This is a genomic window from Bacillus sp. EB01, assembly GCF_000613125.1.
Classification (GTDB): Bacteria; Bacillota; Bacilli; order Bacillales; family Cytobacillaceae; genus Bacillus_D.
The window spans coordinates 1,956,295-1,983,053 of sequence record NZ_HG964497.1 but is presented as its reverse complement, the minus strand read 5'-3'; the positions used below and the strand labels follow the sequence as shown (position 1 = coordinate 1,983,053).

16 protein-coding genes and 1 riboswitch are annotated in these 26,759 nt (G+C 41.0%); of the genes, 6 read left to right on the top strand and 10 right to left on the bottom strand.

Translation table 11 applies throughout. The features are described 5' to 3' along the window. Positions 1 to 447 precede the first annotated feature (447 nt). A complete protein-coding gene (locus tag TY16_RS08835) occupies positions 448 to 1,344 on the top strand; it encodes an EamA family transporter (RefSeq protein WP_043931489.1) in 897 nt (298 codons plus the stop codon). A 65-nt stretch (positions 1,345 to 1,409) separates the two neighbouring features. Here the strand turns inward: TY16_RS08835 and TY16_RS08830 are convergent, their stop codons facing one another. Further along, positions 1,410 to 2,759 (bottom strand): M20 family metallopeptidase, encoded by a 1,350-nt coding sequence (locus TY16_RS08830; RefSeq protein ID WP_043931488.1) that lies wholly within the window; start codon positions 2,757 to 2,759, stop codon positions 1,410 to 1,412. Between the two features lie 25 nt (positions 2,760 to 2,784). Next, on the bottom strand, positions 2,785 to 4,017 hold the full coding sequence (locus tag TY16_RS08825; RefSeq protein WP_052342657.1) for an MFS transporter: 1,233 nt from the start codon (positions 4,015 to 4,017) through the stop codon (positions 2,785 to 2,787). A 394-nt stretch (positions 4,018 to 4,411) separates the two neighbouring features. Between TY16_RS08825 and TY16_RS08820 the strand changes: the two genes are divergently transcribed. After that, positions 4,412 to 5,593 carry a NupC/NupG family nucleoside CNT transporter gene (locus TY16_RS08820; RefSeq protein WP_043931486.1) on the top strand — a complete coding sequence of 394 codons (1,182 nt, stop codon included), beginning with the start codon at positions 4,412 to 4,414 and terminating at the stop codon, positions 5,591 to 5,593. Between the two features lie 152 nt (positions 5,594 to 5,745). Here TY16_RS08820 and TY16_RS08815 read toward each other — a convergent pair whose 3' ends face one another. Next, complete coding sequence (locus tag TY16_RS08815; protein ID WP_043931484.1) at positions 5,746 to 6,600, bottom strand: MBL fold metallo-hydrolase; 855 nt, start codon at positions 6,598 to 6,600, stop codon at positions 5,746 to 5,748. 313 nt (positions 6,601 to 6,913) lie between these two features. Here TY16_RS08815 and TY16_RS08810 point away from each other — a divergent pair, with 313 nt between their 5' ends. Then, positions 6,914 to 8,299, top strand: a complete 1,386-nt coding sequence (locus TY16_RS08810; RefSeq protein ID WP_043931483.1) for an amino acid permease — start codon at positions 6,914 to 6,916, stop codon at positions 8,297 to 8,299. 216 nt (positions 8,300 to 8,515) lie between these two features. Here the strand turns inward: TY16_RS08810 and TY16_RS08805 are convergent, their stop codons facing one another. The 3 genes from TY16_RS08805 to ligD (TY16_RS08795) all read right to left on the bottom strand — a co-directional run bounded on the left by TY16_RS08805 (position 8,516) and on the right by ligD (TY16_RS08795) (position 17,079). Continuing rightward, positions 8,516 to 9,265 carry an SDR family NAD(P)-dependent oxidoreductase gene (locus TY16_RS08805; RefSeq protein WP_043931482.1) on the bottom strand — a complete coding sequence of 250 codons (750 nt, stop codon included), beginning with the start codon at positions 9,263 to 9,265 and terminating at the stop codon, positions 8,516 to 8,518. 767 nt (positions 9,266 to 10,032) lie between these two features. Further along, on the bottom strand, positions 10,033 to 15,378 hold the full coding sequence (locus TY16_RS08800) for an OmpL47-type beta-barrel domain-containing protein (protein ID WP_043931481.1): 5,346 nt from the start codon (positions 15,376 to 15,378) through the stop codon (positions 10,033 to 10,035). Positions 15,379 to 15,660: 282 nt separating this feature from the next. Beyond that, positions 15,661 to 15,743: riboswitch (cyclic di-GMP riboswitch) on the bottom strand. Between the two features lie 385 nt (positions 15,744 to 16,128). After that, a complete protein-coding gene (gene ligD / locus TY16_RS08795) occupies positions 16,129 to 17,079 on the bottom strand; it encodes a non-homologous end-joining DNA ligase (RefSeq protein WP_331281056.1) in 951 nt (316 codons plus the stop codon). Positions 17,080 to 17,145: 66 nt separating this feature from the next. Between ligD (TY16_RS08795) and ligD (TY16_RS08790) the strand changes: the two genes are divergently transcribed. Further along, positions 17,146 to 18,045, top strand: coding sequence for a non-homologous end-joining DNA ligase (ligD, locus tag TY16_RS08790; RefSeq protein ID WP_231505588.1), 900 nt, complete (start codon positions 17,146 to 17,148; stop codon positions 18,043 to 18,045). A 372-nt stretch (positions 18,046 to 18,417) separates the two neighbouring features. On the opposite strand, the gene TY16_RS08785 is transcribed toward ligD (TY16_RS08790), so the two are convergent. From TY16_RS08785 to TY16_RS08770, 4 genes are all read right to left on the bottom strand, one after another. Continuing rightward, positions 18,418 to 19,158, bottom strand: a complete 741-nt coding sequence (locus TY16_RS08785; protein WP_043931479.1) for a DUF4230 domain-containing protein — start codon at positions 19,156 to 19,158, stop codon at positions 18,418 to 18,420. Between the two features lie 356 nt (positions 19,159 to 19,514). Beyond that, positions 19,515 to 20,594, bottom strand: coding sequence for a GGDEF domain-containing protein (locus TY16_RS08780; RefSeq protein ID WP_043931478.1), 1,080 nt, complete (start codon positions 20,592 to 20,594; stop codon positions 19,515 to 19,517). A gap of 254 nt (positions 20,595 to 20,848) precedes the next feature. After that, positions 20,849 to 22,222 carry an ATP-binding protein gene (locus tag TY16_RS08775; RefSeq protein ID WP_043931477.1) on the bottom strand — a complete coding sequence of 458 codons (1,374 nt, stop codon included), beginning with the start codon at positions 22,220 to 22,222 and terminating at the stop codon, positions 20,849 to 20,851. Continuing rightward, positions 22,200 to 22,916 (bottom strand): response regulator transcription factor, encoded by a 717-nt coding sequence (locus TY16_RS08770; protein ID WP_043931475.1) that lies wholly within the window; start codon positions 22,914 to 22,916, stop codon positions 22,200 to 22,202. Before TY16_RS08770 ends, TY16_RS08775 begins: the two co-directional genes overlap by 23 nt. A gap of 1,368 nt (positions 22,917 to 24,284) precedes the next feature. Here TY16_RS08770 and TY16_RS08765 point away from each other — a divergent pair. Next, positions 24,285 to 25,661: a sensor histidine kinase gene (locus TY16_RS08765; protein ID WP_043931474.1), complete on the top strand. Its 1,377-nt coding sequence runs from the start codon at positions 24,285 to 24,287 to the stop codon at positions 25,659 to 25,661. A gap of 105 nt (positions 25,662 to 25,766) precedes the next feature. Further along, positions 25,767 to 26,396 (top strand): hypothetical protein, encoded by a 630-nt coding sequence (locus TY16_RS08760; protein ID WP_043931473.1) that lies wholly within the window; start codon positions 25,767 to 25,769, stop codon positions 26,394 to 26,396. Positions 26,397 to 26,759 lie beyond the last annotated feature (363 nt).

Sequence of the window (26,759 nt, the reverse complement as noted above, 5' to 3'; positions counted from 1 at the left end):
ATTTCCCTATCCTGGCAACATCAAATTGTACTCGAAACCTCTTTTCAAGGACATTTCGATATCCCGGCAACCCTAAATTGTACTCGAAACCTCTTTTCAAGGACATTTCGCTATCCCGGCAACCTCAAATTGTACTCGAAACCTCTTTTCAAGGACATTTCACTATACCAGCAACCCTAAATTGTACTCGAAACCCCTTTTCAAGGACATTTCGCTATCCCCACAGTTTCAAATTGTACTCGGAAATTCCTTTTCAAAAACATTTTTTAATCGGGCTTATTGAGGAGATTGGGACTCAAAGAACACAAGCCATCTTGTTACAAAAGCCGCTATTATGTAATTCCATTTCATAACAGCCCGTTCTTTTGTATAAAGTCAGCAATTGTTCTTGTTTCTATGTTACTATAGGTTAGTTATTTTCAAGCACTTATGGAGGTCACTGCTACAATGAAATTAAATAAAGGAATCTTATTTATATTACTAGGTGCTGGATGTTTTGGCTTCACACCTATATTTGCTAAATTAGGGTTTGGCTACGGTTACTCAGTTGGCCAAATCATTATCGTTCAAATGATTTTTGCCTCGCTTTTATTATGGTCTTTTACTCTACTTAAACGCGGCAGTTTCAAAGAACTTAATAGGAAGAATGTTCTTCAAATTATGTTAACCGGTTGTTTTATCGGACTAACAAGTATTTTTTATTATGGTTCGTTGCAATATTTGTCTGCTTCATTGGCCATCATTTTAATGTTCCAATTCGTTTGGATCGGAATCATTTTTGAATGGATTTTCAGCAAAATAAAACCAGCACCAGTAACATTATTGTCCATCATGTTCATTTTAATAGGGGTCTTTTTTGCTTCGAATATTGTAAATGGAGACATTCAGGGCTTACCTGTTAAAGGGGTTATATTTGGTCTTCTATCTGCATTCACTTATGCAGGCTTTATTTTTTTCAGCGGCAAGGTTGCTGTAAATGTGGATGCATGGACGCGGAGTTCGTTAATGGTAACAGGATCAGCGATTTTAGTCCTGATTTTATTCATGCGTGATATTCCAACTGTACTGCCATTGGAGCAAAACTTATTAACGACTGCTATTGGAGTTTCGTTATTTGGATCAGTTCTTCCGCCATTATTTTTCGCGGTTGGATCACCACTGGTTTCTGGAGGGGTTGCCAACATCCTAACGTCCATTGAATTACCTGTTGCCATCCTATCAGCCAGCCTTATTTTGTCGGAAACTGTGACATCGCTTCAGTGGGTAGGCATAGCAATCATATTAGCGGCTATCGCATTAAATGAACTCGGTCCTAACCTTTTCCGAATAAGAAAGCATTATTAAATCTCCTCGAAAAAACAAACCTGGCCACTCAAATTGAGCCAGGTTTGTTTGTGTTTTATCCATATTTACCTTTTTCGGGGCGGAACTTGTTGTTCAGGAATTAGCGAAAAGTAAGTTTCCCCGCCAAGCCGTTCCTGGTGTTCCGCTTTTGCCTTTCGTAAAATGTCCGGGTTTCCCATGACCTCGATTGCGGTAGCTGCGATTACTTTTCCTGCTTGAAGCATGCCTTTGTGGGCAATAGGCATTGCACCTTGTGAAACAACTTGCCAGGTATGGAAAGGAGTTCCGAGCGCCCAGCAAGCTGTCATACATTGCATGGTTGGAACAATCCAGCTGACATCCCCAACATCTGTGGAGCCTGACAGCATTATTTCTTTTTTGCTTAATTGCGGAATGAGATCAGCTATATGTTTGTCTTTTAATTTCATGGCCGTATTTTTATCCATGCCTGTTAAAGCCGAGTCACGGTCTTCGGGAGATAGCGAATCTCTTATTTCTTTCGCGTACTTTTGGTCAGACTCATCATAGGATGGAACACCAATTGCTGTTAAGTTTTTGTGCATAACCCCAGCAAGTGTGTTATTGGGAATCAAGTCCGAAGCAGCTCCCTCGAACTCTACCTCCACCCTCGTTCCTGTCATCAAGGCCGCACCTTTTGCAATGTCCTCGACCCTTTTATACAAATCCGTTGCTTGCTGCTTTTTCGGAGCACGTATCAGGTAAGCTACTTCAGCATGTGCCTGGACAACATTTGGTGAAGTTCCGCCTGTATCGTCGACCGCATCAAGAGCACTGCGTCCTAAATGAGGTGCGGCCGCGGCATGAGCGCCTTTTCCATTAAAAATAAATCGAACGGCGTAGTTAGCAAGCGAGCTGAAGTTCATAATAATAGGTTTCGTTTCCGGGTGCCAGGAAAGGGCAAAATCCACATCATCAAACAAACCAGCGCGAGCCATATACGCTTTGCCAGATCCATTTTCTTCAGCCGGGCAGCCATAATAACACACCGTCCCTTTCAAGCCTGTTCTCTCCATATACTCTTTTATTGCAACTGCTGCGGCAAAAGCACCTGTCCCCAATAAGTTATGTCCACATCCATGTCCATAGCCGCCGGCTGTAATGGGTTCATTTTTTGTAAGTCCTTTTTTCTGGCTTAAACCGGGCAAAGCATCGTATTCGCCTAAAATGGCCACTAAAGGCTTCCCACTGCCATAACTCCCAATAAAACCAGTTTGAAGTCCAGCAACATCTTTTTCAACTTGAAATCCTTCCTCCGCCAATGCATGACACAAATAGTCAGAAGACTTATATTCCTCAAAATAAGGTTCCGGGGTTGCCCATATTTTATCGCTTAGTTGAATAAATGTTACTTTACGCTTCTCAATATAGTCTGAAATAAAACTATGTATGCCCAAACCTGCCCCCCTCCTTTCGTACACCTTAGCCGCTAGTTTCTTCACTTTTGCTAGTAAGCAATTCCCCTTTTTCATAGTTCATTGTCACAAGAGCTACAGCACATATAAATGCAAAAGCAATCAGCATCCAAAATGCTGCGTTAAACGAGCCATTAAATGCATCCACAATAAATCCAATCGCTAGAGGTGTGATGAAACCAGCAAGCTGTCCGCCTGTGTTAACCAGCCCCATACTAGAACCAGCTAAGGAAGATGGTAAATTTTTAAGTACTATGGCTGGCAATAAAATGACGACGAATGAAATGATCAGCATAATGATCGTTTGATAAATAATAAAAGAAGTTACACTTGAGGCTGTAAACATTAGGTACAGCAGTATCGAAATACAGATACAAGTAACAGCGCCTGCTACTTTTTCGCGCCCTTTTGCTAACTTGTCAATCAAGTATCCGCTTAAATAAATCCCCAAGAGTTGTGCTACTCCCGGAATCGTCTGCAGCCACCCTAATGAAACCAAGTTTAGCCCGCGGACATTCACTAAATAGGTCGGAATCCATGTCGCAAGACCCCAGTTAACAGCGTATAAGGAGAAATACGCAATAAATAAATTCAACATCAAGGGGGTCTTAAACAAATGTTTAAACGAACCCTGTTGAACTCCTATGGAATTCTGAGTATTTAGAGCCTCATCGTTGTTTGGGATCTTAATAAAATACCAATATAATGCTGCAATAATTACCCCTATCGCTCCCATGATTACGAATGTAGTGCGCCAGCCTATCGTTGTAAGCAATCCAACCGAGAGAATTGGGATAATAAGTGCGATAATCCCGGCGGACGACAACATGATAGACATAGCCCGAGCCCGCATCTCTTCCGGAAATACTTGTGAGATGATTTTTGAGCTGGAAGGCTGAAATCCGCCTTCTCCAATCCCAAACAGGAAACGAATGATCACCATTGAAGCCAATGACCATGCGGCACCCGTGAGCCCGGTAAAAATTGACCACACAATGACTGAGGCAATCAGAACTTTCCTTGCACCAAAACGGTCAGCCAGCCATCCCCCAGGCAGTTGCATGATTGCATACCCTGCGAAAAAGCTGCTGAGTAAAAGCCCTGTAAATGACGCACTAAGATTCAAATCTTCCGTAATGGCCAAGACAGCATAATTCATAATATAACGATCTAAATTTCCTAAAGCCCAGCCTAAAAAAAGTAAAGCTAAAATCCAATTTCTTTTGCGTGCTGAAATCAATTCTTCCAACCCCTAATTTCATCTATAATGCTGAATTTTCACTATACGAATAGTTCCCGAGCAAGCCATTAGAATAGGTTTAAAACAGCCTTGGGTTCTTTTTTGCAATGGTCGATTTGCGGCCTTGCAGGGAAGCTGAATACGACAAGAAGACTAACTTCAAATATGGGGTGTTTCGTTATACTTGCTAAGCTTCATCAAAACTCTCCCAGTATTTTTCCCAAAAATAGAAAAAAACGCATTCTTTTTTAATAAGTATGGTTCTAGTTAAGGTTTGGGCAAAATATCCATTGCAATCACTAGTGAAAGAGGTTACTATGTCAAGCGGTGCTTACTAGTAGTAACTAACTATAAGCGCGTGTACATATTGTTTAATTCATCAGGAGGGTTACATATGCAATACGGTATTTCAGCTTTAGGTATTCTTGTTGTATTATTTTTGGCTTGGCTGGCAAGTTCAAATCGAAAAGAAGTAAAATTCAAGCCAATTATCACGATGGTTGTCATTCAAATTCTTTTGTCACTATTACTGTTAAATACAGAATTTGGCCTTATCATCATCAATGGAATAGCAGCTATTTTCACCACACTGCTTGAATATGCAAACGAAGGGATTTCGTTCGTGTTTGGCGGCATGGCAAACAAGGGCGAGGCTCCATTCTTTTTAACAGTGCTGCTGCCAATTGTATTTATTTCTGTATTAATTGGAATTCTGCAATATTTGAAAATTCTGCCGGTCCTTATGAAAGGAATTGGATGGGTATTAAGTAAAGTGAACAGGATGGGTGTGCTTGAATCCTATAACGCAGTTGCTTCCCTGATGGTCGGACAATCGGAAGTTTTCATCACGTTAAAAAAACAACTCGGCCTGCTTTCAAAACAGCGTCTGTATACCCTATGTGCTTCGGCGATGTCTACTGTATCCATGTCCATAGTTGGCGCTTATATGACGATGCTCGATCCAAAATATGTTGTCACAGCAGTCGTTTTAAATTTATTCGGCGGTTTTATCATCGCTTCTATTATTAATCCGTACGAGGTAAAACCAGAAGAAGATATGCTGGAAATACAGAATCAAAAAAAGCAATCCTTTTTTGAAATGATCGGGGAGTATATCCTGGATGGATTTAAGGTTGCCGTTATCGTCGGTGCCATGCTGATTGGCTTTATTGCTTTAATGGCGGCAATCAATAACGTGTTTGAGCTTGTATTTAACGTTTCCTTCCAGAGGCTAATCGGGTATGTTTTCGCTCCAATTGCACTCATAATGGGAATTCCTTTATCGGAAGCGGTTAGTGCCGGGGGAATTATGGCAACTAAACTGGTGACAAATGAATTTGTCGCGATGATGGATTTATCCGGAGGCGATCATCAGTTTAGTGAACGTACGCTCGGGATCCTTTCTGTATTCCTGGTTTCCTTCGCCAACTTCTCATCAATTGGTATTATTACCGGAGCAGTAAAAAGTCTGAACGAAGAGCAAGGCAATATTGTCGCTAGTTTTGGGCTGAAACTATTATATGGCGCCACACTTGTAAGCATACTTTCAGGCATCATCGTTAGCTTTGTTATATAAAGGCGCTTCGTGAACACAGTATTGTGCGTTTAAATGGAACATCTCGTCAAAGCAGATGCAACCTGCCATAAGGATGATTAATAGTTACGAAAAAAAGGCAGTGGGTACTCCCACTGCCTTTTGCTACTAATGAAACCTCATTTATAATAAAATTACCCGCTATATCCATTTACAAAGTCAGCGATTGTTTCCATTTCTTCTTCTGTAAGTTCCCTTTTTACGTACTTTTCATATTCCTCAATTATTTTCTGCTTATCACCATGGCAACTATCTGTGTATTTCGCAATAGTTCTCAGCTTGGCAGCTTCCTGATTAAATTCCTCTTTTGAAATTGGCTGTTGATGCGAAGGGATATAAGTTTCTGCATCAAAAGATTCTAACTCATCTAACAGCCGAAGTGTTTCCTTGATTGTATAGTTTTGTTTTTCGGAATACATATTAGGATAAATGCAGTCAGCAAGAAAGAGAATCTTTTCTTCTTTGACATACACGATGACTGAATCTGAAGCGTGATCCCCTCCAACATACTGAACAATACAGGTTACCCCGCCAAGATCAATTTCCACCTTTTTATCAAATGTTAAATCCGGCAAAACAATCTTAATATCCCGGTGATCTTTGTATTCCTCCTTAATTGCTTTTGCACAAAATTCAATTTCTACTCCTTCTTTCACTCGTGCATCTATTGCCTCGTCTGACCATGAAAACGGGATTAGCTTCTCCATTTCCTTTTTTGTTTTTTCGGAAGCAATCGAAACTGCATTAGGTAATGCAGAAAGACCAAATATATGATCCCAATGCCAATGAGTAAGAACAATTATATCCGGATTAGGAACATCCCTTTTTAAAAGTTCACTGATAAAATAATTTGCATGGTCTTCCGAATTACCGGCATCAATCATTAATGTTTTGTTATTGCCCACTACCATTCCCAGGATGGGCCGGTCGGTTATTGATATTGGAGTGATATACCAAAAGCTCTTGCCTATTTTGTTAATTAAGTGCATAAAGTGCAGCCTCTTTTCTTTTACAAAAGTATAAGTGGTTTTTATCTACTATTTTATTTTCTCAGTTTGTATATGCATCCTATAGACAATATCTTACTATCACGTCTTTGACAATTTTTTTAAAGCATTATAAATTAAAGAACTTTTTCATTTAAGGATAGATATATCCCATTCTGTAAAAACTTTACTTATAGTTTTCTTCGTCAAAAATATTGGTAATTCGACAAAAATTTTGGTAATTCGACAAAATTGATTGACCTTTAAGTTAAAAATATATAGAATTTTATCATATTTTCAAAAAAAGAGGGTTTGTATGAAAAATGTTTTATTCAGAAGAAAAAGTATAGAAGAGTTACTGGAAAGAAAGGGAGCCATCCGTCTAGAGCAATCGCTGGGAGCCTTTGATTTAATACTGCTAGGGGTAGGTGCGATTGTCGGAACAGGTATATTTATTCTTCCTGGGACAGTAGCGGCATTGCATGCTGGACCAGCTATAATCTTCTCCTTTATTATAGCTGCTATTGTCTGTGCATTGGCAGCCATGTGTTATTCAGAATTTTCTTCATCCGTACCAGTAACGGGCAGTGCATATACGTATGCATACATTGTATTTGGAGAATTAGTCGCCTGGTTAGTCGGCTGGGCTTTGCTGTTAGAATATGGCTTGGCTGTTGCAGCTGTTGCAACTGGCTGGTCGGCTTATTTAAGTGCTTTATTAGAGGGTTTTAACGTCATCATTCCAAAGGCCATTTCCGGTTCTTTTAATCCAGCAGATGGAACATACGTAAATGTTCCAGCTATAGCGATTATTTTTGCCACTGCTTTTTTATTATCGCTCGGAATAAAAGAATCTACGAAGTTTAATACAATCATGGTATTTATTAAAGTAGGTGTTATTCTCTTATTTATCGGAATCGGTATTTTCTTTGTGAAACCTGCTAATTGGCAGCCATTCATGCCATTCGGAATAAATGGCGTTATCAGTGGGGCTGCCCTTGTTTTCTTTGCTTATCTTGGGTTCGATGCTGTTTCGTCAGCTGCTGAAGAGGTTAAGAACCCAAAACGTAATATGCCAATTGGAATTATTGGATCATTATTAATTTGTACAATACTGTATGTATCTGTTTCACTTGTTTTGACAGGAATGCTTCCCTATACAGAGCTAAATGTTGGTGATCCAGTCAGCTTTGTTATGCAGGCAGTTAATCAAGATTGGGTCGCTGGGGTTATCTCACTTGGGGCTGTCGTGGGGATGATGACAGTTATCCTTGTAATGGCATATGGCGGAACTAGACTTCTTTACGCGTTCGGCCGAGATGGATTGCTGCCGAAAAGTATGTGCGAGCTTAATAAAAAATATAAAACACCCGTTAAAAATACGTGGGTGTTTGCAACACTTGTAGCCTTTTGCGCCGGTTTCATACCGTTATCCAGCCTGGCAGAACTAGTAAACATCGGAACATTAATTGCATTTACAATCGTGTCAATCGGTGTTATTTTCTTACGGAAAAATAAGAGTATACCATCCAGTGGATTTAAAGTACCACTCTTTCCAATCTTACCAATTTGTTCATTCCTATTATGTCTATTTTTAATTACTCAGCTCTCCCCTCTTACATGGTTGGCATGCGGCATTTGGTTTGTATTTGGATTACTCTTCTATTTTGCTTATGGTAAAAATAAGAGCGTAATGAATTAAATCAAAAGTGAGCTTACGTTGTCGTACAGAGACAATGTAAGCTCACTTTTACTTATGATATGGTTCACTACGGTATATCTAAGTAAAGTTATTAAAGTATACTATTTCATTTATACAGTGCAAATGCTTAGCGCACAAAAATAGGCCACACCTATTGAGATGTGGACTTTTATGAATACTTTTACTGGAGCCTTTATTCTATTTTGAAATTATTACTTATAATGACATCCCAGCATCGACGACCAGTTCTGTCCCAGTAACGCGGCGGGCTTCGTCTGATGCGAGGTAAAGCGCGCCATTTGCAAGATCTTCCGGCTCAACTACTTCACCTAGCGGAATTGTGTCAATATACTTTTTCGCCAGTTCCTCATCATCAAAAATAGCCTGTACCATTGGTGTCCTTGTTGTCCCAGGAATCAATGTGTTTACGCGGATTTTATCCTTGGCAAGGATATTTGAGAATGTGTATGACATTGTGCGTACCGCACCTTTGGAACCTGCATATCCCGGATAGTCGGTTCTTGTCATGATACTGTTGGAAGCCACGTTGACGATGCTTCCGCCTTTGTTCTCCTTCATGTGGCTGACTGCATGCTTGACCATATAGAACGTTCCGTATGCATTGACCTTGAAAATCTTATCGAATTCCTCCGAGTTGAACTGTTCTGCCGGGTCACTTGGACCTGCATAACCAGCATTGTTCACCAGGATATCCAGCTTTCCGAATTTCTCGACTGCAAAGTCATTGATTTTCTTCGCATTCTCTTCTTTGGAGATATCACCAATGATGAACTCTGCTGTACCCCCAGCTTGTTCGATTGCCTGCTTTACTTGGGTTACTCCCTTGTCGCTAACATCTGCAAGTACCACTTTTGCTCCTTCTTCTGCAAAACGCTTTGCGATAGCCGCTCCAATTCCGGAACCGCTTCCAGTAACAACCGCAACTTTGTTTTCTAATCGTGCCATTCCTAATCCCTCCATGTTAGATATTTTTAAACAAAGCCGTTTTGGTTTTGTTTAACTTATTACTATTTCAGCATATCTCAATTTCGAGATAAAGTGGTGGAATGTGCTCACCATTCTGCCGCATATTCTTATCATGTAGATTGCACCTACCGAAACAATGATATATTCTCAAAATCATTTTCATGAAGGTTGTCTCGATATCTGTCTTGGTAACTTTCTTGGTATAACTATTTCTTCCATTAATGAGAGCTTTTAGTTTAGCGACTTTTCTCCTTGGCAGAAGATCCTTCTCCAGTGTTCATTTCGACCTTTTAATTACCTCATTCTTCGGGTTCGCTTCAAGACTCTATTCCAACTTTTTTACGGTTTATTCGACCTTATAGGTCGTGATCCCAGCTTCCTGGGGTTTCTTACCGAAATCAACTTCCACTACCTCGTGACAGGCAAAAAACGCCACGCTACAGACTAAATCCGCCTGTGTCTACGATATTAATTTTAGGATTCCCTTAGTGGGGAGGAAATCTACTAGCACATTTTAATCCACAAAAAAGAGGCCCCCAAAAAGTTACTTTGGGACAGCCTCTTCCCTCTATTAAGTTAGTATCTTTAATATTTCTTCATCTAGAGTTCTTCTACTAATTAGTAAAGTCGCCTTGTAGTTTATCCTTTAAATGGAAGAACCATTCCACAAGTATAAATTTTCCAACCACTAAAGCATAAACCTATTAGTTTATCAGCAGCCGCATCGTGAAGATATTTCCTTCGGTTTATTTCTTGACTTCTACGCTAGCTTTACCAATCACTAAAAAACCATTATTAAGATATCCACGGAAGGTAAGGTTAACTTGTCCTGTCACCCAATCAAATTCTTCACGATTGAATTTGAAATGACCTTTTTCGGCTTGTTTTTCTAAACCTTTATTATCCGCTACAGCGGAAACTCCGTTTAATGTTACAGATGAAACATTAAATGAGGATGATTGATATGTCGTCGGTAGTGAAGCTTTAACCGTAAAGATTCCCTTGTTGCCTTTAATCACTTTCGGCAATACCTCAAGTTCAACCTCAATATAGACCGTGAATGTTTTTTCCACCACAGCAGATAAGCCTGAACCATCTGTTACCTGAACTTTAAGCTTATATTCACCAGGCTGATCTAATGTAATTACATCACCGTACTTATAATTTTGACCATTCAGTGTGACAACTTCTTGAGCTATCCTTGATTGGTAATCATAAGCATCATAATCCAATGTAAAACTTGTGCCAAGCTGATATTCCCCGTCCAATAAAACGGAAACGGTTGGAACTGTTTTATCAATCTTAATTGCTTTTGTTTTTACTTCTTCAGTGTTTCCGACTGCATCAACTGAGTAGTAGGAGATTTCATTGATCCCTTCTTGCTCCACAGTAAAGGAAGTTCCTTCGGTATACTCCGAACCGTTGATTGAATAATACGTTTTTACAGCTCCGCTTAATTCATCTTCTGTTGTAAGTGTTACTGATACGTCTTCGTTTACCCAGACTTCAGGCATGTCAGAGGCAGTTACAGGTGTGGTTTTGTCAATTTTAATCTGTTTTGTTATTGCATCTTCCTTGTTTCCGGCGGCATCAACTGAGTAATAGGAGATTTCGTTGATTCCTTCTTCCTCCACAGTAAAGGAAGTTCCTTCAGTATACTCCGAACCGTTGATAGAATAATACGTTTTTGCAACTCCGCTTAATTCATCTTCTGTTGTTAGTGTTACTGTTACGTCTTCGTTTACCCAGGATTCAGGTGCGTCCGATGAAGTTGCAGGCGTTGTTTTGTCAATTTTAACTTGTTTAATTATTGCTTCTTCCTTGTTTCCGACAGTATCAACTGAATAGTAGGAGATTTCGTTGATTCCTTCTTTCTCCACAGTAAAGGAACTTCCTTCTGTATACTCCGAACCGTTGATAGAATAATACGTTTTTGCAACTCCGCTTGCCTCATCTTGAGCTGATAAGGTTACTGTTACATTACCATTTACCCATGTATCCGGTAGGTTTGCTGAAGTCACAGGAGACGTTTTATCGATATTTACTTCTTTTGTTTTTATTTCTTCCATATTCCCGGCTGCATCAACAGAGTAATAGGAAATCATGTTCTTCCCTTCTTTTTCTATTGTAAGGGAAGTCCCCTCTGCAAATTCCGAACCATTAATAGAATAATATGTTTTTGCTGCTCCGCTTAGTGAATCATTTCTGGTTAATTGCGCTGTAAACGACTGCGCATATACAGGTATTGTATTAATTTCAGTTACCGGGGCAGATTTATCAACTTTTACAAACACTGTTTTAACTTCTTCCAGGTTACCGACCTTATCGATTGAATTGAACTGAATTTTATTGATACCCTCTTGATCAATTAGGATAGAAGTTCCTTTTTGAAGAGGGCCGTCATTTATAGAGTAGAACGTGTTGGCTACTCCCGTTTCATTATCTGTTGCCTGAAGAGTAAGAAGCTGATTTTGATTCACCCATTGTGATGGCGCATTAATTTTTGTTTCCGGTGCCTCTGTATCGATTATTAATTTTGCCAAAACCGTAGCGGACGGTTGAGATTCTCCAAATGAGTTACTGTAAGATGTTACATAATATTCATGATTTGCGTACGAAAGGTTTTGAATGTCGTAAGAAAGATTATTCACGTTTTTAACCAAAAGTACTGGTTTTCCATCAATGATTTCGTAAATGTTGTACCCATTCGCATACGTAACAAAATCCCATGAAATCCGTGCGCTTGTTTGACTTAATAGCCTTAAAGAAGCGGTTGGGGATTCCATAATAGGATAGATAATCGTCCGGTCAACACGGCTGGATGGTGCCGATTCACCAAAACGGCTGCTGTATGCCGTCACTTCAAATGAATGAGTATCCTCAGCCAAGTTATAAATACTAGAAGACAATTGGGTTCCCTTATATATTAATTCTTTACTGCCGCCATTCGCCTTATAAACCCGATATTCAGTTGCAAACGGGACAGCTTTCCAAGAAAGGGTGATATTGTTTACATTAAAGACACTGCCATTGACCGTTGGAGCCTGCATGATGGGCCAGGTTAGATTAAAGTCCAATGGGCTGCCGACTGGAGATTCCCCAAAACGGTCACTATAGGAATGGACAATATACTGGTAATCACCTTCTGGCATATTCGTAAATGAAGTTGAGGTACCTATTATTGTCCTTTTTAAAATCTTCTCTCCATTTTCTATTTGATAAATTTTATACTCCTTTGTAAACGCTGATGGGTTCCACGTAAGGGAGATATCATTGCCATTTTGAATCGTTTTAGCCAAATTGGCGGGTGCCTGCATGATTGGCCAGGTTAAATTAAACTCCAATGGGCTGCCTACCGGAGACTCGCCAAAACGGTCACTGTAGGAATGGACAATATACTGATAATCCCCTTCAGGCATATTCGTAAATGAAACTGACTTTCCAGTTGTTGTCTTTACTAATACTTTATCCCCACCGACAATCTGATAGACTTTATATTCTTTTGCGTATGTGGAAGAATTCCATGATAAGACTATGTCATTGCCGTTAGGAAAAGTTTTTGCCAAATTGGCAGGTGCCTGCATGATTGGCCAGGTTAAGTTAAACTCCAACGCACTGCCTACTGGAGATTCACCAAACCGGTCGCTATAGGAATGGACAACATACTGATAATCCCCTTCAGGCATATTTGTAAATGAAACCGAAGTTCCAGTTACTGTCTTTACTAATACTTTATCTCCTTCGACAATTTGATAGACTTTATATTCCTTTGCGTATGCGGAAGAATTCCATGATAGGACTATGTCGTTGCCGTTAGAGATGGTTTTTGCCAGATTTGCCGGAGCCTGCATGATTGGCCAGGTTAAGTTAAACTGCAGCGCGCTGGCTTCTGTTGACTCGCCAAAGCGGTCACTGTAGGAATGGACAATATATTGATAATCTCCTTCAGGGATATTGGCAAACACAGAAGAAGTGCCATTCACAGTTCTTTCAAAAACCTTTTCGCCATCAATAATCCGATAAATCTTATAACTGTTCGCATAAGTTACTGCGTTCCATCTTAACGTTACATCATTTCCATTAGAGATGCTGTATACGAAATTCAGCGGTTTTGCCATAACAGGGTAAACGATGGAACCATTTAATTCTGCTTCATTCGTAGACTCTCCTAAAAGGGTGGAATAAGCCTTAACAACGAAAGTGAATTCCCCTTCCGGCTGATTTGTTAAGGTTGTACTTGTACCTGTAACCGACCTAATGAATACAGGTTCTCCATCAATCATTTGATAAACTTTATAGCCAGTTGCATATTGCACCGAACTCCATCTCAATGTAAGATCATTTCCATTTGAAATGCTGTAAGTTGGATTGCCGGGTGCAGGAAGTGCTTGTCCGCTTAAAGTTACTTCTACAGGACTACCTTGCTGCGATTCGCCAAAGCGGGTGGAATAAGCGTAAACCTCATATTTATAAGTTCCTGGACTCATATTATTGTAGGTTACGGTTGTGCTTGTTACATTGTTCTTCAATATTTTTTGACCATTAATAATCTCGTAAACTTTATAGCTCGTTGCATAGTCAACAGAACTCCAGTTTAACGTCAGTGCTGTTGGATTTATAGTGGTTCCGGCAACACTTACTGGAGGAACCATCTTTGGATAAACAACAGAAACTATCGTACTTGTTCCTTCTGCTGATTCTCCAAACCTGCTGCTAAAGGAGTAAATTTCGTACTGATTCTCTCCTGCCGGGGCATTAATAAAGGTCGCAGTCGGACTAGATACTGTCGTTTTTAATACTTTTTTTCCGTCTATTAGTTGATAGACTTTATAATTTGTGGCATATTCCGCAATGCTCCAGTTTAAAACTATGTCATTTCCATTTTGAATTTTATATGTGACATCTTTTGGTGCGGACATAGTAACAGTATCAATGCTAAACGACACCTCAGAGCCTATTTCCGACTCCCCAAAACGGTCGCTAAAGGAATAAATCTCATATTGATAATTTCCGCCTTTAAGCATGGGGTAGGTAATTGTTGTGCTACTTGTTGTACTCTTTAGAGTTTTCTCCCCGTCTTTCAGTTCATAAATGTTATACCTGGTAGCATAAGGGACAGACCCCCAAGTAAGAACAACATCATTAATGTTTTGAATTTTGTACGTTGCGTTATTAGGCGGTGTCATCACTATGGAGCCTACTGTTACAGCGACCTGGCTTCCTTCTGATGATTCGCCAAATCGGTCACTGAACGAATAAACTTTAAAAATATACTCTCCGGCAGGAAGATTAGTGAGCGTGCCGTTTGTTCCAGTAACCGTCTTTTTTAATTCCAGCTGGCCATCCACATCCTGATAAATCCGATAGCTGGTTGCATAGGCTGCAGCCTGCCATTTTAAATTTACGTCCGTTCCATTGGTAATTGTAAACGAAAGGCTGGAAGGCTGGCTCATCACTGGATCAGTTACTTCTGCTTTGATAGGAGAAGTATCCGCGGATTCACCGTAGAGAGAGTGAACGGCAGAGACAGAGTATGTAAAAGTGCCTTCTGGTGCATCTACTTTAGTGTAAGTTGTTCCGGTGGTTGAAGTTAATAGTGTTCTTTCTCCTGAATCAGAAATTTGATATATATTATACTTTTGCGCATATTGGGATGTACCCCAATTAAGTACAATATCATTTCCATTTCGGATTGTTGAGCTCAATGATGAAGGCGCCTGCATTTGAGGGTAAATAATTTCCACAGACACTGGCGCAGAAGGACCAGATTCCCCTTCACTTGTTACAGTGGAAACAACATATCTATAGAATCCTTCAGAAAGATCATTTAAGCTGTAACTTATTGCAGTTGTACTTCCTAGTAAAGTAAGCTGTCCATCCTTGATTTCATATACTTTATAACCGGTTGCTCCGTATACTGAATTCCATGACAACTTTCCATCATCGGGTGTGATTGTTTGATAAGCCAGATTGGCAGGCGGCAGCATGCTGCCGTTTTCTGCTGCCAGCACTGTCCCAAGTGGAAGCGTAAATTGATACAAAAGCAACAGTGCTGCAACGAAAAATTGAATACTGAACCATTTTTTCTTCATATCTCTGATTTCCTTTCCTATAAACCTCGAAGAGAATGCGGCCTTTTAGTAGATTGTGAGTTTTCCAAAAAGCGTGTTTACCAAATATTTTATATAGGTTGAACCCAACTATTTTGCCAATTTCATTTACCGATCAAGACGAGACTAATTTTTGCAAACTTCATTTCAAGAGAAAGCTGCTTTACTATCACCTCTTTTTATTCACTCTATATAGGACTTTATCCCCAGGAAATATAAAACGCCCTATAAATATATATAGGGCGTTGAAATCTCTTTCAGTAGATTTGCAACTGGCTGGCGTGTCAAAAGATTTAGCCCCTATAGTTTTGCGTCCTACTTTTTCAAGTAGTTTGCCCTATATTGAATTAGGTCTTAATTACTATTACTATTTATAGTTTATGTTTATTTTCCTGACTTGTAAATATATTCCTAGCATATAAAAAAATTTACTTTAACCTTAATAGACCTTTATGTTGATTTGGCTGCCTTAGGAAAGATTAGAGAAGGTTTTTTTGAATGAATTATCTATATAGGGGGGTAGGCTCTCTTTTTACATCTGGCTTCCAAGAAGTATTTGGTTTGCATTTGGTTTACTGCTCTATTTTGAGTATGGCAAAAATCATAGCGTATTGAATGAAGAATAAGAAATGCAGAAGTGAGCTCACGTTGTCATAAAGAGACAATTTAAGCTCACTTTTTTAGATACGATAGAGAGAACAGGGGCCATCAGCGTCTGATGTTACTCCCTTCCTAGGGTCTCTCAAGTAAACACTCTTCCGGCGGGAATTCAATGAATCCCTCAATACTAGGCTGTCGCAACGCTCCGCCTTCTGTCCATTCGGCGAATTTTATCTTTACTGTTTTTTTCGGCTGTACCCAGACAGCATCCGTACGGCGTTGCGGTATCTTATTGAAAGGGAGTTGCTCGGTTACCATTTCTTTCAATTCTTTCGTCAGCTCTTTCCAGTCGCTGACTGTCATTTTCCCCGTGCCTGTGTGTCCCACATACTGCAGTCTTCCTAGAGAATCATATAACCCTAGCAAAATCGAATTAACAGTGTTATGTCTTAGAGTAAAACCGCCAATCACCGCGATGACATCCTGGAAGTTTTTCAGCTTGAGCCAATCTTCCCTTTTTTTCCCTATTGAATAGAGGGAATCTATCCTTTTTAGCACAATTCCTTCCATCTCTTGCTCCTGAACTGCATTAAATAAGCCTTGGGTCTGCTCAACAGACGGAACTAGCTGTATATGTTCATTAGGTGTGATGATAGATGATAATAGCTGGTTTCTTTCACGTAACGACTTATCATGTATCCACACTCCATCTAAGTAAACAATGTCGAATATCATATAGATGATCGGTACAGATTCGATTGCTATCCTTACACGGTCAATATTTCTCAAACCATCTCGCCTCATAACCCGTTGAAAAGAGGGCTTACCATTTCCACCTAAAGAAATCACTTCACCGTCTAAAATGACGGAACGGCTGCTGCAATATTCACTAATGCTCGTTATTTCCGGATAGTGCATTGTCCGTTCGTTCTTTTTTCGATTATAAAGCCGCACTCCGCCATCATCCGCATAGGTAAGAACTCGGACGCCATCCCATTTCACTTGGGCAATCCAGTCTTCTCCATTTGGGATGGCAGCACTAGCAACCGGCTCCATCGGTAAAATAGGTTCCAGATTGATCACTCCACTTTTTAATACATAGTTTAAACAAAATTGATTGAAAATATAGGAAAAACAGGAGGCTTTCTGGTGGAGGAAATTTTCGTTGAGGGCAAAAGAATTGAAATCTCACACCCGGACAGAATGATTTGGGAGTCACAAGGAATAACAAAGATCGACTATATTAACTATTTATTCAATGTGTCACAGTATATGATCGACCATGCAAAAGACAGGCTATTAATGGTGTGGCTTTATCCCCATGGAATAGCTGGCAAGAAAATCGAAAAAAGGTCGGTTCCCCAGTCTGCACCGGATTGGATTACCCGTAATTTCTATAAAAACAAAGAGCGCATGCTTTTAAATGACACTTCAACACTCATTTGGGCCGCAAACTATGGAGCCATTGAATTTCATGTACCGTTTGATCGCCATGATAAGCCCGATTTCCCCCTGGAAATGGTATTTGATTTAGATCCTCCGGATGAATCAAGCTTTACCATGGTAATAGAGGTAGCGTTAAAACTGAAGGATCTCCTTCAATCCCTCGGTCTGCTGTCTGTACCGAAAACATCAGGTTCATCTGGGCTACAAATATATGTACCCATTGAACCGATTTATTCATTCGAACAAACAAGAAAAATAACTGCTTTTATCGCGAATTACTTTCAGGAACAAATGCCGAAGCAGGTTACACTTGAAAGAGTAGTTTCAAAAAGAGGAAACAAACTTTACTTCGATTACTTACAGCTATGGAAAGGGAGAACAATGCCAGTCGTATACTCGCCGAGAGCCAAACGATCTGCAACCGTTGGGGCCCCGCTGACCTGGTCTGAATTAGAAGAGGGCATACATCCTACAGACTTTACCATAAAAAATATTATGAAGAGGATAGATGAAAAAGGAGATTTATTTAAACCGGTAATAACAGAAAAAAACTATCAACCTCTCAGTGAAATTCTAAGCTTTATTGAAAAAAACAATCCATGAAATGTATTTACTAGTATTGAAAGTAGATAAGATCGCTCCTATCTCCTTAAATTTAATCGTTATATATTTTATCCTATTCAAAAGACTTTATTTACTTGGGATATGGTTCACCGGAATGTAGCTAAATGGGGTCCGTCCAAGCCCTTAAATATTTGGGTTTTAACTGCTGCTACTTATGGAAAATAAGAATAATCTCTCTTGTATCCCTTCTAATACTTCTTCTGGCACTTCAAATGTTCATCGAGGCATTAATTTGATGTTCCAGTTTAGAAGTAACAACTATACTATTTAAGAAGTGATACAAAAAATCCCCCCAAACCTTTAGTTTGTGGGGAAACCTTTTAAATCACACACAGGTGCCGCTGCATCCAATTATTTGAAAGTAACCGTTACCGTATAATCTTGATTTTTAAAAAGTTCTTGTAGGACAAGTCGGGCATTATCTTCAGCAGTTTTTAAAAGACCAGCCTGAATGGCTTCCTTTTCCATTTTTTGTTTAGCAAGATCTTCTAGTTTAAACCCTTCATCCCAATTGGGTTCACTGCGAAACAAGCCTTCATCTGAAAAGGCTATAATGTTCTTTGAGTCAATAGATGGTGCCTGGACAATGGAGGCCTGCGGCAAAGTGATATGAATCGTCTTCTTTTTGGTATCCAAAGTAATGTCCTTTTTCGTCAAATCCTTTAAGTCAACACCTGCAGTCACTTCTCCGGGAACGACCATTAATACCGTCCTTTTTGACCCAGGAATATCAAAATCAAAAGGAATGTCTTTGCCAAATAATTTATTATCTTCCTCAGATATAGTCGTTTCCATATGTGCTTTTGCCGTTGCCAATGTAGCTAATTTTTCGATCCTCTCAATGACAGTTACACTTTTTAATGTTTCTCCTTTTTGTAAATATAATATCCCTGTAAATATAACGGCAAGAATAAAGAAACCCACTAGAACATTTCTCAAAATCCTGGATTTACCCAATTGTACGTTTTGCTGCCGATGAGCAGCTCTGGCTGGTTGCAGTGCTATAGTGGCAGCTGTTTCGTTTTGAGTTTGCTTCAGCTGATTAACAATATAATCTAATTCACTTTTTGATATTTTGCCTTCCTCGTTCATACGTTTCCTCCCATATTCAACCTTCATTTTAGAAAAATGAGATTCTGTATCCACAAACTAACAATTTTTCCATAAATCTATTATACTTCCATTCGACATTTTTTGTTGTATCTATTGTTGTTTTCCAATTATTAACAACAAGCTAATATATTTCTATTACTCAAATTTGCTCCTAATTTTAGGAAAACATATTTTGTAAATGCACTATTACTTATGATACGGTATTTTTGCCTGTAAAAATGATCTAGGCAAGTGATATCAATGCCTCAGACTAAAAAACCTCATTTACTTATGATACGGTTCACCGCACCTCATAGAGAAAACTTGTTGGGCCTCCACGCAATTCCGGCAGGCCCCTAAGCACAAACCCGATTTCTTCCTGTATTTTTAGCAAGGTACAGGTGGTCGTCCGCTTTTTTAATCAACCTATCGATATCCTCAATTGAATCTGGGAATGAGCCGACGCCAATTGAAACGGTAATCTTAATTTTTTTCCGGTCGGAGATTTCGAAATCATGTCCTAAGACTCGCGCGCGAACTTCCTCCGCCACTTGCTTAGCCTCCAGCATTGCAGCCCCAGGAAGAATAATAGAGAATTCTTCCCCTCCATTCCGGGCTGCGGTACCTCCCTTTAATCGAGAGACATCAGCAAGGATTTCTCCCAATTGTTTAAGGATTTTATCGCCGTCAGGATGGCCGTACTTATCATTAATACTCTTAAAATAGTCGATATCCATAATCAGAAGTGAGAGCGGCTCGCCGGTTTGTTTGGCGGCAAAAGCTTCTCGATTCCATACTTCATCAAACTGTCTTACATTATTTAGTCCCGTCAGAAAATCTTTCGACGCCATTTCCCGCAATTTGCGGTAATTTTCATTAGAGCGGGCGATGTATTCTGTTACGTAAAAGATACCAAACCCGCCCACCAGGCACACCACACTATAGCTAAGATAAATTTGTTCACCCAGGGACTGATCTTTTACCAGAATAGTAATTGCTGTACAGAAAAGCAGGATATTCGCCAAATTCAAGATGTTGAATTTTACAAACGCAGGCATGCTCTGCTTTTTCCCAAGATAGCTGCCAAGGAAGGACAGAATCACCATCACAAAAAGTGCAGTCAAAGATGATGGATTAATCCCGAAGACCAGGAAACGGATAGCAGTAATGATCACCGCGGCAACCAGCCCGCTTGAAAGCCCTCCATAAAGTACAACAATGATGATTGCAAAATTACGGATATCAATTATCGTATGCTCCGCCACTTTAACGGAATAGAACATTAATATGGACCCGAGCAGCCCCCCGGCAATCCCGCCTAACAGCTTTGTTTTCAAATTTACCTTCATTGATTCCATTTTAAATAACTGTCCCGCCACAGCCAATGACGCTATTATAATTGCAATATTCGCAATAATATCTTTGTACATAAACATGTTGAACTCCTTTCATACCTTTCCTATTCTACAACATCGCTACAAGGAATAATGTGACTTTTTTTAACATTTTTCTACAATATTAGAGTCAAAATGTAAAAACATTCACCCACCTTGACTGGTCTACTGGAATTCATACCAATCGTACTCTATTAAAGCTTTCTACTAAAATAGTAAAAGCCCATGAACGATCGCATTCATGGGCTTTGTTCCATTATTCACTTCTAACCTGTCCAGGCACTATTTTATAACTTCTACTCCTCTTCTCTCGGGAACCAGAGTGTGAAGGTCGTGCCTTTATTCAGCTTGCTTTTCACCTGGACTCGGCCTTTATGTGCTTCCATCAGCGCTTTTACAATAGAAAGGCCAATTCCTGCGCCGCCGGTCTTCCTGTCACGCGACTTGTCACCGCGGTAGAAGCGTTCGAAAATATGTGGCAGATCTTCCTCGGCCATGCCGGCACCTTCGTCCTCGACTATAAACCCGACCGAATAGGCATTGTCTCCGTTAACTGACAAAGTGACCTGCTTGCCTTCAGGCGTATACTTCAAAGCATTGTTAATGACATTGGACAAAACCTGGCTCACCTTGTCACGGTCGCCGTAAAACCATTCCTCTTCTTCAGGCTCAATGTAATTTAGCTTGACGCCTTTGTCATGGAAAGCCGGTGAGAACATTTCCCACATCGACGACAGCACCATACCTGCCTCCATTTTGACAAGCTCAAGCTGGATTTGCGGATTCTCGGCGGCCAAAAGCTTCTCAAGCTCATTGACAAGACGGACGAGCCGCATCAATTCGAAATGACTCTGCTTAAGCCGCTGCGGCGTCGGCTCCCAAATCCCATCCTGGTAAGCCTCGATCTGACTTCGCAATGTCGCAAGCGGTGTCCTCAGTTCATGGGCCAGGTCGCCAGTGAAATTTTTGCGGAGCATCTCTTCTTTTGACAATGACTCTGCTAAATTATTAAACGAGATTGCCAGCTGCTTAATTTCATCTGGCAGCCCACCAAGTGGTACCCGGATGTCAAGGTCATGCTTTTGCAGCTGATCCGCAGCAAATTGCAGCTTATTCAGCCCGGACGTTAATGTTTTTGAAAAAATTGCAGAGAAAATAATCGCAATGATCACCGTTAAACAAACAGCAAGTATGATATACAACTGAATAGTCTGAAGGAAATTCGATTCCTCCTGGACAAAATCAACAGAAAAGAATGCGACAACCTCGCCTGCCCTTTCACTATTGACAACCAAGGGATAGGACTTTGAATCCAGTCCTTCCTCATTCGCGGGTACCGCGACACCCATACTATTCAAAATCGTTCTAAGCTGCAGCGTGTTGTGCCGCACTCGCCCATTATTATCGTAAATCTGAAAATAAAGCTCCTCGCTCAGGGCATACTCATGGGTCAGCCGCTTAAGCTGCTCGCTGTCAAACCTTCCTGACCGCTGATAATCTGCCTTCGCCTGATTGATGACCCTCTCAATCTTATGCTCACGGCCTCGCTCCAGGTAGTTGTTGAAGCTCTTGTCAAAGCCCCATTGAATGAATATGCTCACAACTACAATCCCGATCATCGAGACAAGCAGCATGTAAAAAAGGACCCTAGCTCTTAGCGTTCGCAGCATGCGGAGTACCCCCGAATTTGTAACCCATCCCGAACACGGTCAGTATGAACTGAGGCTGCCTCGAATCATGCTCGATCTTTTTCCGGAGATTCTTGATATGCGTATCAACACTCCGCTCATAGCCCTCGTAATACATGCCTTCATCCTGGATTTTTTCCAGAAGGTCCATCCGGCTGTACACGCGGCCCGGATTTTCCGCCATATTCGTCAGCAGCTTGTACTCAATCGGGGTCAGGCTGACAAGCTCACCACCACAAGTCACTTCTTTTTTCTCCGTATCAATTGACAGACCGCCATCGAACTCAAGCTTCTCCGGCTTCTGCTCCACCGTCTTCTTCATGCGCCGCAAAATTGCCTGAATCCTGACAACTACCTCACGAGGCGAGAACGGCTTCGTCACATAATCATCCGCTCCAATCACAATCCCGTTGATCTTGTCCTCCTCGGTCCCCTTCGCCGTCAGCATCAAAATCGGCACATCCGAATCCATCCTGACCAGGCGGCAAACCTCCTCGCCGGAAATATCCGGAAGCATCAAATCTAGCACTATTAAATCAGGGTTTTCCGACCTGGCTTTCTTCAGCGCGTCAACCCCATTATCAGCCTTCACAATCTCATAGCCCTCTCTTACAAGATAGGCTTCCAGCACTTCCATAATCATCTGTTCATCGTCAACAAGCAGAATTTTCACCATAATCATACACTCCTTCCGACACTTCCATCATACCATTGCGAGTTAATTCTTTTTATACGTTTTTCAACTCTTTTAAGTCTTTTTTGAAAAAATCCGACGCTTGCACTTTTTGGTTTAATCTAGCTCCACAAGGAGGACTTCCCCGAAATTACATCGCACGAAATTACGCGATAGCGTAATGAGGAGCGCCTAGCGCCTAGTGTCCTTCGCCCTTCGCCCTACGATAAGTCAACATCGAATCGCTTTCGCTCTTCGTGTTTCCTTTATCTCAGTTGGAGAGACTCCAGGCCATACGGCGCTGACCAGGCGCTTTCGCTTTTGAGGTCATCTTCACAAAAATCACATAAGTTCTTCATAGCATCCACATTCTTATTTTCTATTATAAAGATGTAGCAAGGGTATAAAACCCAACACTACACAACAGGAAAACCAAATCCTGGATTGTCTGGAACCGCAGGCAAACAGCAAGCATGGTGGGGCCGTGCAAGCAGTTGGCAAGCACTCCAGAGCAAATCAGAATTCTTGAATACGCAACATGACTCTAAATTGTTTTACCCAAGTTTGAACTATCTAGCTTTACCCTTAATTAACCTCCCTTTAATAATAAGGTGTCCACACGGTGGGCACCTCCTTTTTTTGTTGTTTAGGGACGTTTCCCCTATGCCAGCAAGCACACAGGCACTGCCCCTTCTTCTTCACAAAAACCACATAAGTTCTTCATACCATCCACAAAATAATTTCTTATTATTAGGGTGTAGTTAAGAGAAGCCCAGAGCTTCTCAAGCAAACTCTTTTAACAATTTTGAAATGCCGACAGAATCGAACCCGACGCAAACATAGTGGGGCTATGCGGGCTGAAGCGGAGAATCTGCCAGGCAAATCAGATTTAATATGTTTTACCCAAGTTTGAACTATCTGCTTTACTTAATTAACCTCCCTTAATTCGGGTGCCGGCGACGCTGGCACCCCATTTTTTTGCCCTTTTTTTGTCAAAAGCCTCCCCCAATGGTGTATTCTATAGCTACAGTAAAGCCGGATAAACTTTTTTTGCATTGCGCCTGCGCTCTTAATGAAGCTTTATCGGCAGCCCCAACGGCTGAATCACATTCACCTACACAACACTGTTAACAAATAATTGGACAGCACTCTTTTTTAAATTGGAACCGGCACTGGCTCTAGCGTTACACTTTTGATCTCGATTGCCGCGCCTATTGGTTCGCTAAAATGAACGATTCTGATGCTTATCGGTCAAATTAAGTAGTATATCGGTCGTTTCGTCTGGTTTATCGGCCAAATCTAAAATTTATCGGTCAATTGTCATTTTTATCGGTCAAATACCCGTTCAGCCTAACTCCCGGAGGGTACCCCATGAATAAAATTTCCTTTAAAATCGGTTTTTTCTTTTTCCTGGCCATTTTCCTGTTAGAAACGATTTTGATGGTCGCGCTTCACAACAATATCATCCACTCGCGGGTCCACGACGAACTCAGCGCGTTGCAAACCCGCGGCAACAACCACCGCGAAATCCTTGAGGAGAACTTTCACGAGGAAACGATCCGGCATATTGCTTTGATGGAATCGCGCACCGATACAATTGTCATCCTGGCTGATTCGTACGGTACCATCCTTATGTCCTCAAACGAGGTAGTGCCTGCAATGGAAGCTGTCATGTCCAAGCGTCCTGACGACATTCCCGAACCTGGGATGATTCTTGAAGATGACTGGAAGGACAAGCCGTTTATCGCCTCCGCCTCTCCGGTAGATTTGCAGGATGGAACCAATGGAACGGTGTTTATGTTTCAGGGAACCGAAAAAATCAAGGAGCTCATCTCTGGGATGAACCAGCACTTCTTGATTGCCGGACTTTTGTCGCTTTTGTTCATGATTGGCGTCATCTTTTTCCTATCACGCTTTTTGACCGAACCACTCGTCCAAATGAACGAAGCAACCAAGAAAATCAGAAAGGGCGATTTCTCCGTCACCTTGCCCAAGCGCTCCCGTGACGAAGTCGGTGAACTTGGGGAGTCAATTGAAATCCTTGCACATGAATTGGATATTTTAAAAAATGAACGCAATGATTTCCTTGGGTCCATTTCACATGAATTGAGAACGCCGCTCACATATATCAAGGGCTATGCCGAAATCGCCCAGCGTAAGGAACTTGAACCTGCGGAGCGCAACAAATACCTTACCATCATTACCGAAGAAGCCGGAAAGCTGGCCAAGCTCGTCAAAGAACTGTTCAACCTGGCAAGGATAGACGAAAACACCTTCTCCATCGACAAATTGGATGTCGAGCTCAAGCCTTATCTTGAGGGCATTTTTAGCAAAGCTGCTCCTGCCTTCAACGACAAGCAAATGAATCTCGATCTCATATGCCCAGAAAATATCTCGGTCAGCATCGATCCAATCCGCTTTGAGCAGGTCATCATCAACCTGATCGAAAACGCACGCAAATACTCCGATCCGGGCAGCATGGTAAGTGTCACCGTTTCAAGAGTTGAGGGAAATCGACAGTCCGAGCATGTCAGGATTGCAGTCCGCGACCGCGGCTGGGGCATTCCAAAAGAAGACGTTCCCCGCATCTTTGAACGCTTTTACCGTGTTGACAAATCCCGAACCCGCGCCCTCGGCGGCAGCGGCCTTGGCCTTGCAATCGCCAAAGAACTTGTTGAAGCACATGGCAGCACCATCTCTGTCAGCAGCGAACAAGGCCAAGGAACGGAATTTGTTATTGAACTATAGAAATTTCTGTGGCCATCCTGACTTTTGGGATGGCCCATTTTCAAAAAAGAAGGACAATTTTGTAGAAATATAGAATATAGTTTATAAAGTTTAGGAGGCGAACAAATGGTTAATCAAATCGATCGTTTTAAATACTACGAGGAATATGGAGAATATGACGGCTGGCTAACTGTTAACAGCACGGCTTCCCTGTTTGGGACTGATGAGATTGAAATCGTTGGCAACTGTAAGACCAAGCCCCCTCTATCAACCAAAGAGCTCGATACAATAAACTTTTTAAAGAAAGAATTTCCTCAAATTTATAAAACGGTACTCGATACACTGTTTGCTTTGCAGGAAGATGGACCGATCAAATGGGAAATTTTCAACTCGGAAGACTATTCATTTAGCCCAATCACTTTTTCAAACAGCAGTGAAATCCATTCCTATATCGGCAAACCCGCGTTCCAGATTCTGACCGACACCGTGAAAGATGACTATGCATACTTTGCAATATCCTTTTTTAAAGATAATCAGTTATCAATCGAACATGGCTTCACGTTCGTCTTTTATAAAAACAGCCTCATCCATCTCGACTTCACTGACGATATTTCCACAGTGGAGGGAATCTACTACTACGAACAAGACCCCGCCAAGTGGAAGGAAGGCTTATGGAAAGTGATGTTTGGAGGCGTCAAAGAAAGGAACCAAAACGATAAAGAACTAATCCGGTCCAAGTGGCTCCAGGAGGCATAACTATTAAGAGCTAATGGCTCTTTTGACTGTATACCGGTTCTATTGGATTATTTCACCTCTCCCGGACCCTGTTTAATCTATTAGACCGGCTCTATTGGATTAATCCGTCTCTCCCGAACTCTGATATCTATAAGACCGGGTCTCATAGATTAATCTCCTTGCTCCAAACTCCGATTAATCTGTGAGACGGGCTCTATTGGATTAATCTCTCTTACCCATACACCGATTATCTATGAGACGGGCTCTCTTGGATTAATCTCTCTTACCCATACACCGATTAATCTCCCTCGGTTTAATTCAATTTTCTCCCGAATACTCGCTTATTCGCAGGATTGCACATTCTTTGGAAAAGGTACGTTGGCT